This window comes from Micromonospora sp. ABR4_055 (assembly GCF_056160425.1).
The window spans coordinates 1-16494 of the sequence record NZ_JBSWXD010000064.1 but is presented as its reverse complement, the minus strand read 5'-3'; the positions used below and the strand labels follow the sequence as shown (position 1 = coordinate 16494).

Annotated in this window: 13 protein-coding genes and 1 pseudogene; all 14 read left to right on the top strand. The window is 70.9% G+C overall.

All coding sequences use genetic code 11. From position 1 onward, the window contains the following. The first annotated feature begins 1 nt into the window (after nt 1). Nucleotides 2–844 (top strand): class I SAM-dependent methyltransferase, encoded by an 843-nt coding sequence (locus ACXAHD_RS16380; RefSeq protein ID WP_289212176.1) that lies wholly within the window; start codon nt 2–4, stop codon nt 842–844. Then, nucleotides 841–2187 (top strand): glycosyltransferase family 2 protein, encoded by a 1347-nt coding sequence (locus tag ACXAHD_RS16375; RefSeq protein ID WP_475051507.1) that lies wholly within the window; start codon nt 841–843, stop codon nt 2185–2187. The genes ACXAHD_RS16380 and ACXAHD_RS16375 overlap by 4 nt, the downstream gene beginning before the upstream one ends. Before the next feature lie 64 nt (nt 2188–2251). Then, nucleotides 2252–3409, top strand: coding sequence for a glycosyltransferase (locus ACXAHD_RS16370; RefSeq protein ID WP_289212174.1), 1158 nt, complete (start codon nt 2252–2254; stop codon nt 3407–3409). After that, nucleotides 3406–4683, top strand: a complete 1278-nt coding sequence (locus ACXAHD_RS16365; protein ID WP_475051504.1) for an O-antigen ligase family protein — start codon at nt 3406–3408, stop codon at nt 4681–4683. The genes ACXAHD_RS16370 and ACXAHD_RS16365 overlap by 4 nt, the downstream gene beginning before the upstream one ends. Beyond that, nucleotides 4680–5642, top strand: a complete 963-nt coding sequence (locus ACXAHD_RS16360; protein WP_475051501.1) for a glycosyltransferase family 2 protein — start codon at nt 4680–4682, stop codon at nt 5640–5642. Before ACXAHD_RS16365 ends, ACXAHD_RS16360 begins: the two co-directional genes overlap by 4 nt. Before the next feature lie 263 nt (nt 5643–5905). Beyond that, complete coding sequence (locus ACXAHD_RS16355) at nt 5906–6865, top strand: glycosyltransferase family 4 protein (protein WP_281553234.1); 960 nt, start codon at nt 5906–5908, stop codon at nt 6863–6865. After that, nucleotides 6862–8316, top strand: a complete 1455-nt coding sequence (locus ACXAHD_RS16350; RefSeq protein WP_475051498.1) for a hypothetical protein — start codon at nt 6862–6864, stop codon at nt 8314–8316. Before ACXAHD_RS16355 ends, ACXAHD_RS16350 begins: the two co-directional genes overlap by 4 nt. Nucleotides 8317–8422: 106 nt before the next feature. Further along, a complete protein-coding gene (locus ACXAHD_RS16345; RefSeq protein WP_475051496.1) occupies nt 8423–9289 on the top strand; it encodes a TylF/MycF family methyltransferase in 867 nt (288 codons plus the stop codon). A 118-nt stretch (nt 9290–9407) separates the two neighbouring features. After that, nucleotides 9408–9788 (top strand): BlaI/MecI/CopY family transcriptional regulator, encoded by a 381-nt coding sequence (locus ACXAHD_RS16340; RefSeq protein ID WP_281553231.1) that lies wholly within the window; start codon nt 9408–9410, stop codon nt 9786–9788. Between the two features lie 7 nt (nt 9789–9795). Beyond that, nucleotides 9796–10758: a M56 family metallopeptidase gene (locus ACXAHD_RS16335; RefSeq protein ID WP_475051492.1), complete on the top strand. Its 963-nt coding sequence runs from the start codon at nt 9796–9798 to the stop codon at nt 10756–10758. Then, a complete protein-coding gene (cydD, locus tag ACXAHD_RS16330) occupies nt 10755–12539 on the top strand; it encodes a thiol reductant ABC exporter subunit CydD (protein ID WP_475051489.1) in 1785 nt (594 codons plus the stop codon). Before ACXAHD_RS16335 ends, cydD begins: the two co-directional genes overlap by 4 nt. Next, nucleotides 12536–14329 (top strand): thiol reductant ABC exporter subunit CydC, encoded by a 1794-nt coding sequence (gene cydC / locus ACXAHD_RS16325; RefSeq protein WP_475051487.1) that lies wholly within the window; start codon nt 12536–12538, stop codon nt 14327–14329. The genes cydD and cydC overlap by 4 nt, the downstream gene beginning before the upstream one ends. A gap of 80 nt (nt 14330–14409) precedes the next feature. Further along, complete coding sequence (locus tag ACXAHD_RS16320; protein ID WP_281555431.1) at nt 14410–15459, top strand: DNA primase; 1050 nt, start codon at nt 14410–14412, stop codon at nt 15457–15459. A gap of 29 nt (nt 15460–15488) precedes the next feature. Continuing rightward, nucleotides 15489–16494: pseudogene (locus ACXAHD_RS16315) on the top strand (transposase); the annotation flags it as partial.

The window sequence follows — 16494 nt, the reverse complement described above, 5'->3', positions numbered from 1 at the left end:
GATGAGATCTGCGGAGAAGGTCGCCACCGGCTGCCTGCTGTGCGGCGACGGCTCGGGCGGTCGACCCGTCACGGACGGGCTGCTCCGGCGCTGCGACACCTGCCAGTTCGTCTGGACGGCCAGCGACCTGCCGCCACCCGAGCAGTTGTACGACCGCGCCTACTACGAGACCGACGGATACCAGGACTACTTCACGTCCGCCGGACAACGACGTTACGAGTCCGCCCGGCGACTACGCTGGCTGCGGTCACGGGTTCGCCCGGCGACCCTGCTGGAGGCGGGGTCGGCTGGTGGTTACTTCCTGCGGGCCGCCCGCGACGCCGGCATCGACGCCCGTGGGGTCGAGGTGTCGGAGGCGGCTGCCAGCTTCGCCCGGGAGCAACTGGGTGTGCCGGTACGCACGGACCGGTTCGAGGATCATCGGCCAGGCGCCCCGGTCGATGCGGTCTGCGCCTTTCACGTACTCGAACACGTGACCGATCCGCGGCGGTTCCTGGCGGCGGCCCGGGCTGCGCTGCGACCGGACGGCTGGCTGGCGTTGGAGGTGCCCAACATCGCTTCGGCGGCCGCGCGCAGGCTCGGTAGCGCGTGGCCGGCGATCGCCCCCGACTACCACCGTTGGCACTTCACGCCGCACTCGCTCGCCCGGCTGCTGGCCGAGTCCGGCTTCCGGGTGGTCGGTCAGGACACGGTCTTCTCCCGCTTCTACTGGCGGGCTCCGGCTCGCCTGCGGCAGGCCCGCAACCTGGTGGTCGCCGACTTCGCGGCCTGTCGATCGCTGCAAGTCAGTCACCCGACCCTCGGCGACCTGCTGCGGGTCTTCGCGCGCAGGGAGGACCGATGAGCAGCGTGGACCTGTCGATCCTGCTGGTCAGCTGGAACACCCGGGATGAGACGCGGGCATGCCTCGAGTCGCTGCCCACCGGGATCCACGGGGACCTACGTTTCGAGATCGTCGCCGTCGACAACGGCTCGTGCGACGGGTCGGCCGAGCTACTGGCCGACCATCCCCAGGTACGGCTGCTGCGCAACGAGCACAACGTCGGGTTCGCCGCCGCCGTCAACCAGGCCTACCGGCAGGCCCGAGGCGCGCTGATCCTGCTACTCAACAGCGATGTCCGGTTTCACCCGGGCGCGTTGAGCACAATGATCGAGCATCTGCGACAGCATCCCGAGGCTGCCGGGGTCAGTCCGCTGTACCTGAATCCGGACGGGACCTTCCAGCAGCACTATGTCAATCTGCCGAGTTTCACTGCCACGATCGCTCTGGTCACCGCGCTACGCAAGCTCCCGGTCTTCCGGCAGGCACTGCACAGATTTCAGATGCGCGGAGAGGACTTCAGCCGACCCCGGTTGCTGGCCTCCGGCAGTTGCATGCTGCTGAGGAGGCAGGTGCTGCCGACGGATCACATCTTCGACGAACGGTTTCCGATCTACTGGAACGACGCCGTGCTCGCCCGAACGTTGCGCGACGCCGGCCGCCAGTTGTGGATGATCCCACACGCGGTGGTGACACACAGTAGAGGCGCCTCGTGCCGCCGGCTCGGACCGACCATCCGGCAGCGCCATCTACTCGGCAGCCTGGTCGGCTACCTGTCCCTGACCGAACCGCGATACAAGCTGGCCATCTTCCGCGCGGTGGCGCTCGTCGATCACGGTGTGAAACGGCTCTTTGGCCGGCCCGTGCCGCTGGGGCTTAGCGATCTACGAGCGGCGCTAGGCGGCGACGTCGGCCCGCTGCCTGATGGTGACATCCGGGACTGGTGGGTGATCGTCGACTCGGGGCGGTCCGGGGCAGCTGCCGGCTCCCCTCCGTCAGGCACGGCGACCGCAGCCCTGGTGACGGAGGCGAGCCGGTTGGGGGACAAGCGGGTCTTGCTGCTGCACGCGGAGCCCGCCGCACGGGCACGCTGGCGGTTGACGGTTCAGACGCAGGACCAGTCCGTCTGGTCCGCAGACCTTCCGTCGGCGCTGCCGTTCGGCAAGTACGTCCGTTGGATCGATCGGCTCAATCTGCGTGTCGGCGCCGGCCGGCTACGCCGCTGGCTGGACCGGCAGGCCGGCGCCCGGGTGCTGTACCTGACCGACGATCGCGCGACCGCGGTGATCGGATACCTCGGCGAGGATGAGGTACGCAGTGTCTCGTCGTCGTCCCGTCCGGTGGTGGCGGAACCAGCTCATGTCTAGGCCTGGTCACCCGGTCCGCTCGTCGTCCCGGTCATCCCGGTCCACCGCCACGCCACGACCGCGGATGCACCGTACCGGCGACACCGATGTGTCACGACGCCCCACCGACGTCGGCAGCGGGTGGGTGGTGATGTTCAGCGCTACGCCATGGCGCGGCGGAGCCCACCGCCAGCACGCGTTGGCCCGTCAGATCGCGGTAGACCGGCGGGTGCTCTACGTGGATCCCCCTGGCCAGCTACCGAGTTGGCGGATGTCGGTCACCCCGGTCGAGCACAACCTGTGGCGCGCCGAGGTGCCCGTCCTTCTACCCCTCGGCCGACAGCTGCCCCCGGCCAACCTGGTCAACCGCCGATGCGGCGCGTCACTCATCCGTCGATGGTTGGACGACCGGCCGGGTCACCGGTTGCTGTGGATCGACGAGGACCTGGCCGCGACGGTCGCCGGGCGCTTGGGAGAGCTGGCTGTCGTCTACGACGCGACGGATCTGGACTGGACGTTCACCCGGCGGTGGAACCGATGGCACCTACGGCGGGCACTGCGCAGTGCGCTGGCCGCCGCCGATGTGGTGTTGGCCTCGTCGTCGGCGCTGCCCACGCGGCTACCCACCGGGCAGCGGTCGGTGGTGGTACTGCCGAACGGCTGTGACCCGGACAGGTTCCATCCAGCCGGGCCGGTCTCCTCGTGGCTGGCCCGGCTGCCCCGTCCGGTGCTGGGCTACGTCGGTGCGGTCGACACTCGGGCGTTCGACGCCGACCTGGTGGCACAGCTGGCAACGGAGCACCCAGAGTGGACCTTCGTACTCGCCGGTCCGACGACCCGGAGCGGCCGGACTCCGCTCGCGAGGCTGCCCAACATCGTCCTCACCGGTCCGGTTCCCTTCACGGACGTCCCCGCGATCCTGCGCGGCTGTGACGTGACGATCATCCCCTACCGGGTCGGCGGGCTGATCGACTACGTGCATCCCAAGAAGTGCTACGAGTATCTCGCGACAGGCAAACCCGTCGTCGCCACACCGCTACCAGCGCTGCGTGGCATCGGCGCTCCGATCCGGCTGGCGGCGGGGCCGCAGCAGTTCGGCGCTGCGGTCGAAGAGGCGTTGCAGACGGCGAACGGTCCGGCCGAGGTGTCACTACGCCGGTCCGTCGCGGTCGACAACAGCTGGGCGGTACGGGGTGCCCAGTTGCGTGCCCTGCTCACAGATCTGGCCGGGCCGCCACGATGAGACCGGCGTACAGCTTGTGGACCGCGCCGCTGCCGATGGTGTTCGCCGCGACCGTCGTCGGAGCACTGGCCGTCTCGCCTGGCCTCCTCGGTACCGTCCTGGCAGCTTCGGCTGTCTGCTGTGCGGCGTTCGTACTCTGGCCGTGGGCGGTGCTCCCAGTCGCCATCATCGGCGGCACGATCGCCGGCGCAACCGTCGGTGGCGGCGACGTCGCCACGATCGTCGCGATGCACGCGGCCGCACTCGGTGCCGGAGGGCTCGCACTACTGATCCGGGTGCTGATCCGAGTGGAGAAGATCCGGCGTACGACTGCGGACCTGCCGATGCTGGGTCTCACGCTGTTGGTGCTGCTGGCGGCGGTGTACGGCCTCTCGCTCGGCAACCCACCCCGGGACGTCCTGGTCGGTGCCTACCAGATCGCGGTCATTCCGGTCTACTTCTGGATCGCGGCCCAGACGCTGGGCGACCTGAGACGGCTGCGCGCAGCCGCCATTCTGTACCTGGTGCCGACCGTGGCACTCACACTGACTGCGCTGGCCACAGCGAACCAGACCGGTGGCCTGATCGCGCTACTCGCCGTACCACCGCTGATCGTCCTGGCCGGGCTCGCCGAAGGTTGGAGCCGGGCCGGCTTCGCCTTGCTCGCCGGGTTACTCCTCGCCGATGTCGCCATGTCGATGTACCGGGCGCTGTGGTTGGCCGCAGCAGTCGCTCTCGCGGTGATGCTGGTCTGGGGCGGACGCACCCAACGTCGTGGCATGGCGGCGACGGTCGCCGTCGCCGTCGCAGGTGTCGCGTTCCTGGCCCTGGGGTCGAACCTTGCCAACCACGTCGACGTGGTGGCCCTTGAACTGCAGGAGTCGTCGGGCTACCGGGGCCCCGAGTCCGCTGTCGGGATGAACGTCTTCGCGGAGCGCCCTTTCACCGGTGGTGGGCTGGGGCAGTCGGTGCGAAACATCTACCTACCAGACTTCGCTCGAGATGATGTCGGCCCGGTCTACCACGCCTTCTACGTGACCGTCCTGGCGAACATCGGAATCCTCGGCCTCATCGTCGTGCTATGGCCACTTTACCGCACAATACGGAACGGATTTCTGTACGGTAACGGCATAGCGTTCGGGTTCGCCGCGCTCACCTGTGGGTTTCTTGTCGGAGCAGCATTCGCCGGACCGACGGCGGGCCACTGGGAACTCGGCCTGTTGCCAGCTCTGACAATGACCACGGGCTCCGCCGATTCACCCCAGCCGACCGTCCCCGAGGAGGTGAGGACATGACCGAGTCAAACGCGACCGCGGTGATCGTGACGCACAACTCGCAAGATCATATTCGCGCCACCCTGACGGAACTGGCGAGAAGCCGACTGCCGGTCATCGTGGTGGACAATTCATCCAGCGACTCCACAGTAGCGATCGTACGATCAGAGTTTCCCGAGGTGACACTGCAGGCGAACATCGTCAACGTCGGGTTCGCGACTGCCGTCAATCAGGCGGTCACGACCGTCCGGACCGATGTCGTACTGCTGGTGAACCCGGACTGCATCTGCCCTTCCGCTACGGTGGACGCCCTCCTCACTGCCTTGCGTGACCACCCTCGGGCCGGAATCGTAGGGCCGCGCATTCGCCGCCCGGACGGACAGATAGCCATCAGTGCACACCCGTTCGAATCGTTGACCACGGTCGTTGCGTCCCGGTTCGGCGGCAATCTGCTACCGGTGCAGCTACGCCGGTTGGTGTCCGGGCGAACCCGCCGGGCGACGTACGACGCGTGCTGGGGCACGGGCGGCCCGGTCTCCGTCGACTGGATCTCCGGCGCGTGCATGGCCGTGCGCGCCCACTTGCTGCGGCGAGTCGGCGGCCTCGACGAGGGCTACTTCCTCTACTACGAGGACGAGGAGCTGTGCCTCCAGGCATGGCGCAACGACGTCGCAGTCCTGTACCTGCCGTCCGCAGAGGCGATGCATGTGGGCGGCGGCAGCAGCAGTGCCGACCCCGCCCGCACCTGGCCGCACCTGTACCGGAGCATGCTGCGCTTCTTCGCGCTCCACCGACCTGCGACGCTCGCGGCTCTCCGTGCCGTGGTGCTGCTGCGCGCGATGCTCGGTATTGGTATCGCCGGGATGCGGTTGCCCATCCAACCTCGAACCGGAGCGGCCCGCGCTCGAGCCTGGTCAGAGATTTCACGGATCGCGTTGTCCAGCCGGCCGGAGACTTCGTGGAGGAAAAAGTGCACGTGATGGTCACCGTCGTCGGCGCACGGACGGAACACTGGATCGAATTATTCGCCGCCCTGGCGAATCGCCCTGACGTCACGGTCACGGTTGTCGCGGCCGATGTTTCCAAGCTGACCCGGACCGAACTCGACCTGGTGTCCCGCAGATCCCCCAGGTTCCGGTACCACGTCGTTCCCCACCTGTTAGGGGAAGGCCGGACCGGGCACATGGCATCGGTCCTCTTCCGGACTGACGTTAGCCGATTTGTGGAGCATCCTCCGGATGTCGTGCACATCATCGGTGAGGCCGCCTACCTGTCGACCTGGCAAGTGATCCGTTCCTGCCGGCGACGCTGGCCGGGTGTACCGGTCTCGCTCTACGCCGCGCAGAACATCGTTATCAGGTTCCCGGCACCCTTTCCCACCATCGAGCGCTACTCCTACCGTCAGGTCGATCACATGTTCCCGATCACCCCGGCGGCGCTCTACGTCCTTCGAGTCAAGGGATACTCCGGCAGCGCTTCGGTCGTGCCGCTGGGCGTCGACCCGGAACTGTTTCGGCCAGAACCGGCCGGGGACGTGAACCGCCGCTTCACCGTTGGTTTCGTCGGTCGGCTCGAACACCACAAGGGTATCGCCGATCTGCTGCGCGCGGCCGAGTCGGTCGACTGTGACGTGGCGTTCATCGGCGCAGGAGCCCTCCGGCACCTGGTCGAGCAGGCGATCGAGAACCGACCAGGGCGAATCGTGCTGCATTCCTGGGCAGATCACCATGACCTGCCCGGCCACCTCAATCGGATGGATGCCCTGGCGCTGCCCTCCATCGAGGTCGTGCAGCGCAACGTCCTGCCGTGGGTGGGCATACCGCTACGCGAACAGTTCGGCCGGGTACTTGTCGAGGCGATGGCCTGTGGCACACCGGTGGTCGGCAGCGACGTCGGCGAGATACCACACGTGATCGGCGATGCCGGCCTGACCTTCACCGCTGGCGACTGGGTCGGTCTTGCCAATTGTCTCTCCCGACTCCGGGACGATCCGGAGCTCGCAGCCAGGCTGTCCGCCAACGGACTGGCCCGAGTCAACCGGCTGTTCAGCTGGGAGAGCATCGCCGACGCGATGTGCGATGTGTGGAACGGGCTTCGCGACGCCGGGGACCGGCGCTCGGCGACGAGCCTGCCCCGACACCGCAGGGAACCGCAACGTACGCCGCGTACCACCGCAGCGCAGCAGTTGGAGGCGAACCCATGACCCGATGGTCCCGTGGCCGGTCGACAGTCCGTGCCGTCGCCCGGCTCGCCGGGCTTCCGGCCTTCGGACTGTGCCTCGGGCTGCTCGCCGCGCAGTTGGTCACCCAGTGGACCCCGCCCACCTATCAGGCGTCGGCTTCGCTGCTGATCAGCGCGAAGGCCGACGGGGAGGTTGCCGGCCAGGAGACAGCGTCGATCACTCTCGCGCAGAGCCTGGCGCCGACGATCGCCCGGATGGCCGAGACGCGCGAGGTCGCGACCAGAGCCGCCGACAGTTTGCGGTTGCCGGCGGACGAGGTCGTCGGGCAGGTGACCGGACAGTTCGAGCCCGGCATGCAGATTGTCACCGTGGCGGCGGCCGCCCGGTCGGCCGACCTGGCGGCCGGGATCGCAAACGAAGCCGCGGCGGCGGTGATCGGGCGGCTCGCTGACTTCGCGCTCGCGGAGCAGGTTCAGGTCGATGCGCGGGTACTGGACCGGGCCACTGCGCCGGCCCGGCCGGTCCTACCGAAACCCACGCTGAACAGCGCGCTGGGTGCGATAGCTGGCCTGCTCGTCGGCCTCGGCCTGGCGACCGCCCGCAATCGATTCGACAACCGGCTGCGCGATGTTCAGGCCGTGGACGCCCAGCTGGGTCTACCGGTGCTGGCGGTCTTCCCGCAACTGCCGCGACGCTTCGTGCCGCGACATGTCCGGATGCTGCGACACGGTGCGGCTACCGTGGCAGCGGACGCCCTGGTCGCAGGCCTCAGCGTCTTCGTCGATTCGCTGCCGGGCCGGCGGATCTTGGTCACCAGCGCCCGACACGACGACGGGAAGGCCATGGTGGCCGCCCTGCTGGCCCTTCGGATCGCCGGCGGCCGCGACGACGTGACTCTCGTCGAAGCTCAGAGCACCGGTCAAGGTGAGCCGCAGCCGGTTGCCGACCGCATCGTGCTGAACTTCATGGAACGCACCTTCGGCCGGCCGGCGATCGCCTCTGTTCCCACCGTCGTCGGTGCGGACCTGGCGGGCCAGTGGTCGATCGGCGGGCAGCTCGACGAGACCATCGGTCGCAAGGACGACGACCTGGTGGTGCACGCGCCGCCGGTCCTGACCGGAACCACGGCGGCCACGCTCGCCAGAAAGGTCGACGCCGTCGTGCTGGTGGTCCGGCGAGGTGACACCGACGCGGCCGACGCCAGGCAGGCCTCGATGCTGATGCGGCATCTTGGTGTGCCGTTCGTCGGTGTCGTCGTCGTCGACGGCGCGACCATGCTGTCCCACCGGTTGTCCGGTCGCACCGACCGATTCGCGGCCCCGGGCTCGGACGGCGGTCGACACCGACGGACGGATCCACCGTCTGGCCCCGAGACTCCGGCCGCTGCAGCCACGCCGACGGCAACGGCTCCTCGAGCGACGCAGTCCGCAGCACTGACCGGCGCTACACAATCAGCGATTCGCACCGAATAGCGGCCATTCGATGCCGGTCAGTAGTAACGTGTTTCAGCAGATGATGGCCACCGGCGTCCGTACGGCCAATCTTGATTGATGAAACCACTTCTCAGAAGGAGTTCAGATGAGCGTCATTCCGGCCCTAGACCCGGAACCCACCGTCATCTCCGCCGGCGACCCACGCGCCTTGTACCTGGACCTCATGAAGCGCGCCCTGACAAGGTACGCCTTCGGCGAATCATGGATCCGTTACCACCCGCGCCGCAATTCATTGCGCAGCACCCTGCTCCGTCAGGGTCAGCGGCTACTCAACCGGCGAGACATGGACATCGTGGTGCGATTCCCGTTCGACGCGGACGAACGCGCGAACGGCCGCGACTGGCCCCCCGAAGCCGAGACGATGATCGGCCTACGGCGACTCGACAACCTTGAACGATGTGTGACTGAGGTGATCAGGAACCAGGTTCCTGGAGACCTGATCGAGACCGGGGTGTGGCGCGGTGGCGCCTGCATCTTCATGCGCGCGCTACTCAAGGCGTACGGGGAAACCGATCGCGTGGTCTGGGTAGCCGACTCATTTCGAGGGCTGCCCCGACCGGATCCCGATCGACTCGAGGATGTAGAGGACGCCCTCTGGAAAGAGCCGTTCCTCGCAGTGCCGCTGGACCGGGTCCAGGCGAATTTCCGCCGGTACGGCCTGCTTGACGACCAGGTCCGGTTCCTGCCGGGATGGTTCGAGGAGACGTTGCCGACGGCCGACGTCGACCGGGTCGCTGTCATGCGACTCGACGGAGACCTGTACGACTCGACGATGGTGGCGCTCGACTCGCTGTATCCGAAGCTCTCCGCCGGCGGCTACGTCATCGTCGATGACTATCACGCCGTACGCGGCTGTCGTCAGGCGGTCGACGACTTCCGGCGCGCTCATGGCATCGACGACGAGCTCCACCAGGTCGACTGGACGTGCCGGTACTGGCGCAAACCGGCCTAGAACTCACCCGTCGGGTGCTCCGACGCCGATACCAACCGGTACCGACCGGAAAGGCCGGCGAGCCGAGGCAGCCAGGTATCGCGGTCCGCACGTCTACTACGGGCGATAGGATCGCGAGGTGACGCGACTGGGTGACCTCGAACGCGCGGTGATGGACGTGCTGTGGGACCGCGACCCGGCAGCCGGTCCGGTCACCGTCCGCGACGTCGCCGAAACCCTGCAGGACCGCGACCTGGCGTACACGACGGTGATGACGGTGCTGGACCGGCTGGCCGGCAAGGGCATGGTCAGTCGGGAGCGCGCCGGCCGGGCGTGGCACTACCAGCCGGCGGCCAGCCGTGAGGCGTACATCGCCCAGTTGATGCTCGACGCGCTGGACCTGGCCGGCAGCCGGGACGCGGCCCTGGTCCGATTCGCCAGATCGGTCACCGGCACCGAAGCCGAAGTGCTCCGGGCCGCGCTCACCGACCAGGCGCAGGCGGCGGACCGGCGGAGTTGACGCTGCCATGGCCTACGGCGCGCACTTCGCCGCGGTGATCCTCGCCTGCTATCTGACCGCCCAGGCGTTGACCCGCTCGGTCTGGTTCGGCCCCGGCTGGACCTGGCGCAGCCCTCGGGTGGCGATCCTCTGCTGGCAGGCGCTCGGTCTGGCGGTCGGGCTGGCCGCGATCGGCGTTCCGCTGGCGGTCGGGCTCGCCCCGTACGGCACCGGGCCGGGCCGCGCCACCGGCCTGTTCGTCGGCGACCTCGCCGCCGGGGTGACCAGCCTGGCCACCGGACACGGCTGGCCGGCGGGCGGCTTCCCGGCCGGGCTGGGGCCGGTCCGGCTGGCGCTGGTCGGCCTCGCCGCCGCGATCGCCACCGTCCTGCTCGGATCCACCGTACGCAGCCTGCTCGCCGCCGAACGGGTCCAGCGCCGGCACCGGGACCTGCTCGCACTGGTCGGCCGCGCCGATCCGGCCGCACCGGGCGCACTGGTGCTCGACCACCCGGGGGCGGCCGCCTACTGCCTGCCCGGGGTTCGGCCGACCGTGGTGGTCAGCGCCGGCACGCTCGACCTGCTCGGCCCCGGCGAGCTCGCCGCCGTGCTCAGCCACGAGCGGGCGCACGCCGACGAACGGCACGACCTGGTACTGCTGCCGTTCACCGCGCTGTGCCGGGCGCTGCCCCGGGTGCGTTGGCTGCGGGCGGCGCACGACGCGGTCGCCCTGCTGGTCGAGATGCGCGCCGACGACAAGGCCCGGCGTCAGCACGCCGACGAGCCGCTCGCCACCGCGCTGCGTCGGTTCGCCAGCGCCGGTAGCCGGATCACCCCGGCCGGTGCGCTCGGCGCCGCCGACCTGGAGCTCGACGCCCGGGTGCAGCGGCTGCTGCTCGCCGGTCCGGCACCCCGGCTGCGGCCGGCGGCCGCGAGTGTGGTCGCCGCCGCGCTGCTCCTGCTGCCCGCGTCGCTGTACCTCAGCTGGTGAGCACCGTCACCGCACCGGCCGACCGGGCCGGTCGCCGCCGGCCGTTCGATCCACGGCTGGTACGCCAGGTGCCGGCGGTGCGGGTACGGCTCGCCCTGCTCGGCGTGCTCGGCGTGGTCGCCGCCGGCCTGATCATCGCCCAGGCCACCACGCTGGCACTGGTGCTGGCCGCGGCCGCCGGTGGCGAGCTGGACCGTGCCGCGCTCGGCGGTTTCGTCCTGGCGGTCACCGGCCGCGCCGCGCTGCTCTGGGCGCAGGGTTACCTCGCCGCCGACGCCGCAGCCGTGGTCAAGGCGCAGTTGCGGGCGGACCTGCTGGCCGCGATCCACCGACGTGGCCCCGCCTGGTTGTCCGGTCAGCGCGCCGGCCAGCTCGCCACCCTGACCGGTCGGGGCGTCGACGCGCTCGACGGCTACTTCACCGGCTACCTGCCGCAGCTGGTGCTGAGCGTGACCGTGCCGGTGGCGGTGCTCGCCCGGCTGGCGTTCGCCGACTGGAGCTCCGCGTTGATCGTCGCGGTCACCCTGCCGCTGATCCCGGTCTTCGGCGCGCTGCTGGGCTGGCACGCGCAGGCCGCGACCGAACGGCAGTGGCGGCGGTTGGCCCAGCTCGGCGGCCACTTCCTGGACATGGTGGCGGGGTTGGCGACGCTGCGGGCCTTCGGCCGGCAGCGGGCGCAGGCCGAGGTGGTACGCCGGATGGCCGACCGGCACCGGGTCGCCACCATGGGTACGCTGCGCATCGCCTTCCTCTCCGGGCTGGTTCTGGAGCTGGTAGCCACCTTGGCGGTGGCGCTGGTCGCGGTGCCGATCGGACTGCGGCTGCTCACCGGTGGAATGGCGCTGTCCACCGCGTTGCTGGTGCTGCTGCTCACCCCGGAGGCGTACCTGCCGCTGCGCACCGCGGGCAGCCGGTTCCACGCCAGCATGGAGGGTCTCACCGTGCTCGACGAGGCGCTCACGCTGATCGGCGAGGACGATCCGGCGCGCGACGTCAGCGGCATAGATCCGGCCCGCGACGCCGACGGCGATCCGGCCCGCGACGCCGCCGACGGCGCGGGCAGGTGGGCGGGCCGAGCGACACCGGCGGTCGTCGGGTCGCCGCCGGCGGAGATCAGGTTCGAGTCGGTCACCGTGGCCTACCCCCGGACCACAGCGCTGCGGGACGTCGACCTGACGATCCGGGCCGGCGAACGGATCGCCGTGATCGGTCCCAGCGGAGCCGGCAAGAGCACCCTGCTGCATCTGCTGCTCGGCTTCGTCACGCCGACCGCCGGCCGGATCACCGTCGACGGGGTCGACCTCGCCGAACTCGACATCGAGCAGTGGCGGCTACGGCTCGCCTGGGTGCCCCAACACGCGCACCTGTTCGCCGCCTCGCTCGCCGACAACATCGCGCTGGGCGCGCCGGACGCCGACCCGGACGAGCTGTCGGCGGCGGTACGCGCCGCCGCGCTCACCGATGTGGTGGCGGCGCTGCCCGACGGGCTGGCCACCCGGCTCGGCGAACGGGGCCACGGGCTGTCCAGCGGGCAGCGCCAACGTGTCGCGTTGGCCCGCGCCTTCCTCCGGGACGCGCCGGTGGTCCTGCTCGACGAGCCGACCGCCCGGCTGGATGGCGCCTCGGAGGCGGCGGTCCTGGCCGGGTCACGGCAGCTGGTCACCGGTCGGACCGCGTTGATCGTGGCGCACCGGCCGGCGCTGCTCGACGGCGTCGAGCGGGTCGTCCGGCTGGACGCCGGCCGGATCACCGGACGCGACCTCGCGGCGGCCGCCCCGTGACCGGCGTGCGGCCGGAGCGGACCGTGCTGTCGCTGGCCCGGCCGTACCTCGGCCGGCTGGTCGGTGCCGGCCTGCTGGCCGCGGCGACCGAGGCGGCCGCGCTCGCGTTGATGGCCACCGCCGTGTGGTTGCTGATCACCGCCGCTGGTCGGCCGCCGCTGGACGCGGTCACCATGGCGATCGTCGGCGTACGGGCGCTGGCGATCAGCCGGGGCGTGCTGCGCTACACGGAACGGTTGGCCGGTCACGACGCCACGTTACGGGTGGTCACCGACGTACGGTTCCGGATCTTCACCGCGCTGGCCGCGCGACGGCCGACCACCGAGGACCGCTCCGGCGACGCCCTCAGCCGGTTGGTCTCCGACGTCGAGGCCGTGCAGGATCTGCTGCTGCGGGTGCTGGTGCCCGGTACCGCTGCGGCCACCGTCGCGGTGCTCGCGGTCGCCGGCGCCGCGACGGTCAGCCCGGCGGCGGCGCTCACACTGGCGGCCGGGCTGGCGGTCGCCGGTGGCGGTCTGCCGGCGGTCGCGGCGCTGCTCACCTGGCGTACGGCTGACCGGGTGGCGCCGCTGCGCGGCGAGTTCGCGGCGGACGGCGCCGATCTGATCCACGGGGCGGCCGACCTGGCGGCGTTCGGCGGCACCGCCGACGCCCTGCGCCGGAGCACCCGGCGGGCCCGGGAACTCGCCCGGCTGGAGCGGCGGCTGGCGGCGACCGGCTGGGCGGTCGACGGCGTCGGCGTGCTCGTCGCCGGGCTGACCGTGGCGGCGGTGACGGTGACCGCGTTGCGCGACGACGTCGGCGGGGTACTGGTCGGCGTCCTCGCGGTCGGTGCCCTGGCCGCCGTCGAGATGAGTCTGGCGCTGGTCGCCGCCGCCCGGCAGTGGGCACAGCTGCGCGGCGGGCTGCGCCGGGTCGCCGACCTGCTGACCGAAGCGGGACAGGCCGACGCCGGACAGACCGACGCCGAGCCGCGTACGACGGAACAGTTCGCGGCCGACCCGGTCGGCGCTGCGGCGGCCGACGGCCGCCGGCCGACGCTGGTGCTCGACGGCGTCACGGTGCGATACCGGGCCGGCGCGTCACCGGCGTTGGACCGGGTCGATCTGTCGCTGCCGCCCGATCGCCGGATCGCCGTGGTCGGTCCGAGCGGCGCCGGCAAGAGCACCCTGCTTGGCGTGCTCACCGGGGCGGTGCCACCGGACGGCGGCCGGGTGACGGTCGACGACGTGGACCTGGCCGACGTGCCGGCCGGAGGGCGGCACCGGCTGGTCGGCGGGCTGCTCGCCGAGGCGTACGTGTTCAACGCCACAGTTCGCGACAACCTGCTGCTGGGCCGGCCCACGGCGACCGACGACGAGCTCGCCGCTGCGGCGGCTGCGGCCGGCCTGTTCGACTGGGTACGCGAGCAGCCGGACGGCTGGCAGACCCTGGTAGGGGCGGCCGGCAGCCGGATCTCCGGTGGACAGCGGCAGCGGCTCGCCCTCGCCCGGGCGCTGCTGGTCGGCCCATCGGTGCTGGTCCTCGACGAACCCACCGAAGGGCTCGACCCGCCGACGGCGGACACGGTGCTGGCGTCGGCGCTGGCCGCCGCCGACGGCCGCAGCGTGGTGCTGGTGACCCACCGGCTGACCGGGCTCGAATCGATGGATGAGATCCTGGTGTTGGACGCTGGCCGGATCGTCCAACGGGGCGACCACGCCGAGCTGACCGGACGGCCCGGCTGGTACCAGGAACAGTGGATCATGCAGCGGGCCGCCGAACAGGGTTACCTGGCGGCAGCCAACTGAGGCGGGACGGGGTCCGGGCATGCCACACGGCGGGCAGCCCACTAGGGTGTGCGCAGAGTCACCCACCCGACAGTCCGGGTCTGGGCGCCGTCACCGGAGAACACACGGAGGTCAGCGTGGCCAAGTTGCCGAACCAGCCCGATGCCGACCGGCGCACGGCCGGATCCGAGGGTCCTGACGACGCGGTGGACGCCGCGACGGCCGACGTCGAAGCAGCGGCCGACACCGTATCCGACCCCGACGACACGGCGCTCGCCGCCGACCGGTCGCTCTGGCAGGACGTACGGATCGACCCGGTCGAGATCGCGTTGCCGGCTGGCGTCGGCTACACGCTGCGCGCCTACCGGCCGTCCGCCGCGTTGACCCCGACCGACATCTCCGAGCGCGAGGAGGATGATCTGTTCGCCGCTCGGCAGCGGGCAGCCGCCGAGGAGGACGAGGACGACGAGTCCGTGGTCATCCTGGACGAGGAGTTCGCCGCAGCGCTCGCGGAGGAAGAGAAGGAGCAGCAGGCCGGGTCAACGAGCAAGTCGGGCAAGGGTGGCAAGGCCGGCAAGGGTGACGCAGCCGGTGGGAGTGACGACGCCGACGAAGTCGCCGATGCGGATGCCGATGTCGATGTCACCGAGTCGGCCGACGGCGGTGAAGAGGTGCCGATCTTCCTCAGCCACCGGGGCAAGCTGCTGCTGTTCCGCGACCCCGAGGCGCTCGTCAGTTTCGTCCGGTCCGGCGCGTCGCACGACCTCGCGCAGCTGGACAGCTGGCCGGATCTGGTCGACCGGCTGCAGCCGGCGGACGTCGCGGCGCTCCCGGAGGACACCTACGAACTCGATCTCGTGGTGGAGAACCTGCGAGGCGGCCACGACGCCTGGGACGCGGCGCTGCTGATCCAGTCCGGCGAGGTCGCGAGGGACCTCGCGTACGCTCTGCGGATGCCCTCAGTGCTGGACATGCTCTCCACCGGATCCAGGCTGGACGATCTTGACGAGGCGCTAAGGTCGACGGTTGACGGCGGCATCGGCGGTTTCATGGCGCGCCGCAAGTTGAAGAAAATCGGGGCACAAACGGCAAGTCTCGGCTGGCGCACGATTATCGGCAAGATCTCTGCCGCTGCGGACTGGCGCGACTGACCCCTCACCAGGGACCATCAGTCCTTGGCATGACGGGTGTCCGGGAGGAGGACGGCGCGGTGGCGCTCGTGCGGGTGTACTGCGGTCTGGCATCGGCGGACCGGGCTGCCCGGTCGGCTTCGACCGGTCCGGCCCTGTCCGCCGCGATAGTCGACGACGCCGGCCGGCTGCTCGACGTCTGCGAGATCGGCGACGACCCGGCTGGCTACGCCCGGCTGAGCTGCATGCTCATCGAGCGGTCGGGTGGCGCGAGCGGAGCTGCCATCGCCGCCGACAGTGACGACCACGTCGTCACCTCGCTGCTGACCGCTGCCGGTCGCCCACTCGCGGTGGCCGACGACGACGCCGCGGACGACTACGCCGAGCGGTTCGCCGACGACGAGTCGCTGGACGAGATGTCCTCCGCGCCGGCCCAGCGGCGCGCCGTCGGGCTGGCCCGGTCGCTCCAGGCCGGGGCGATGTCCGCGGTGGCCCTGCCCGTCTCCCGCGACCTTGTCGCGTACAAGCCGGTGCTGGCCGCGCACGCCGCGTTGGCCAACGGCCGGCAGGCCGCCGCCGTGGCACTGCGCGAGGTGCTCCGGGAGCTGTACCCGGCCGCGCTGCGGGCCTACCCCGACCCGGCCGAGCCGGTCGCGCTCGCGGTGCTCGACGCCCTGCCGGAGCCGGGCATGCTCAGCGGCACCAGCTCACGCAACCGCGAGCTCACCGTCGCCGCTGACGCGGTCGCCGCCCACCTCGCCTCCGACGGGGTGGCCGACGCGCAGACCATCGACGCGGCGGTGACCGCCCTACGGGTGGCGATCGTCGAGTCGCCCCGCCGCAGCACTGTCAACAAGGCGCTCACCTCGGCCACCGCCGAGACGGTGCGGCACGCCGTCGCCGCCGTCCGGGCCTGCGACGCCGCCGCCGATGCCCTGGTCGCCACCCTGACCGCCCGGGTCGTCGCCCCGCCCCCGATCGGCGCGCCGCACGCAGCGCGCCGGGCGGCCGACCCGACCTCCGGGCCGCCGGCACCCGGGCTGCACGCGGTACCGC

Excerpts from the sequence above, each read along its gene's own strand:
- ACXAHD_RS16380 (WP_289212176.1), top strand. The coding sequence starts at position 2 with ATGAGATCTGCGGAGAAGGTCGCCACCGGCTGCCTGCTGTGCGGCGAC.
- ACXAHD_RS16375 (WP_475051507.1), top strand. The coding sequence starts at position 841 with ATGAGCAGCGTGGACCTGTCGATCCTGCTGGTCAGCTGGAACACCCGG.
- ACXAHD_RS16370 (WP_289212174.1), top strand. The coding sequence starts at position 2,252 with ATGCACCGTACCGGCGACACCGATGTGTCACGACGCCCCACCGACGTC.
- ACXAHD_RS16365 (WP_475051504.1), top strand. The coding sequence starts at position 3,406 with ATGAGACCGGCGTACAGCTTGTGGACCGCGCCGCTGCCGATGGTGTTC.
- ACXAHD_RS16360 (WP_475051501.1), top strand. The coding sequence starts at position 4,680 with ATGACCGAGTCAAACGCGACCGCGGTGATCGTGACGCACAACTCGCAA.
- ACXAHD_RS16350 (WP_475051498.1), top strand. The coding sequence starts at position 6,862 with ATGACCCGATGGTCCCGTGGCCGGTCGACAGTCCGTGCCGTCGCCCGG.
- ACXAHD_RS16345 (WP_475051496.1), top strand. The coding sequence starts at position 8,423 with ATGAGCGTCATTCCGGCCCTAGACCCGGAACCCACCGTCATCTCCGCC.
- ACXAHD_RS16335 (WP_475051492.1), top strand. The coding sequence starts at position 9,796 with ATGGCCTACGGCGCGCACTTCGCCGCGGTGATCCTCGCCTGCTATCTG.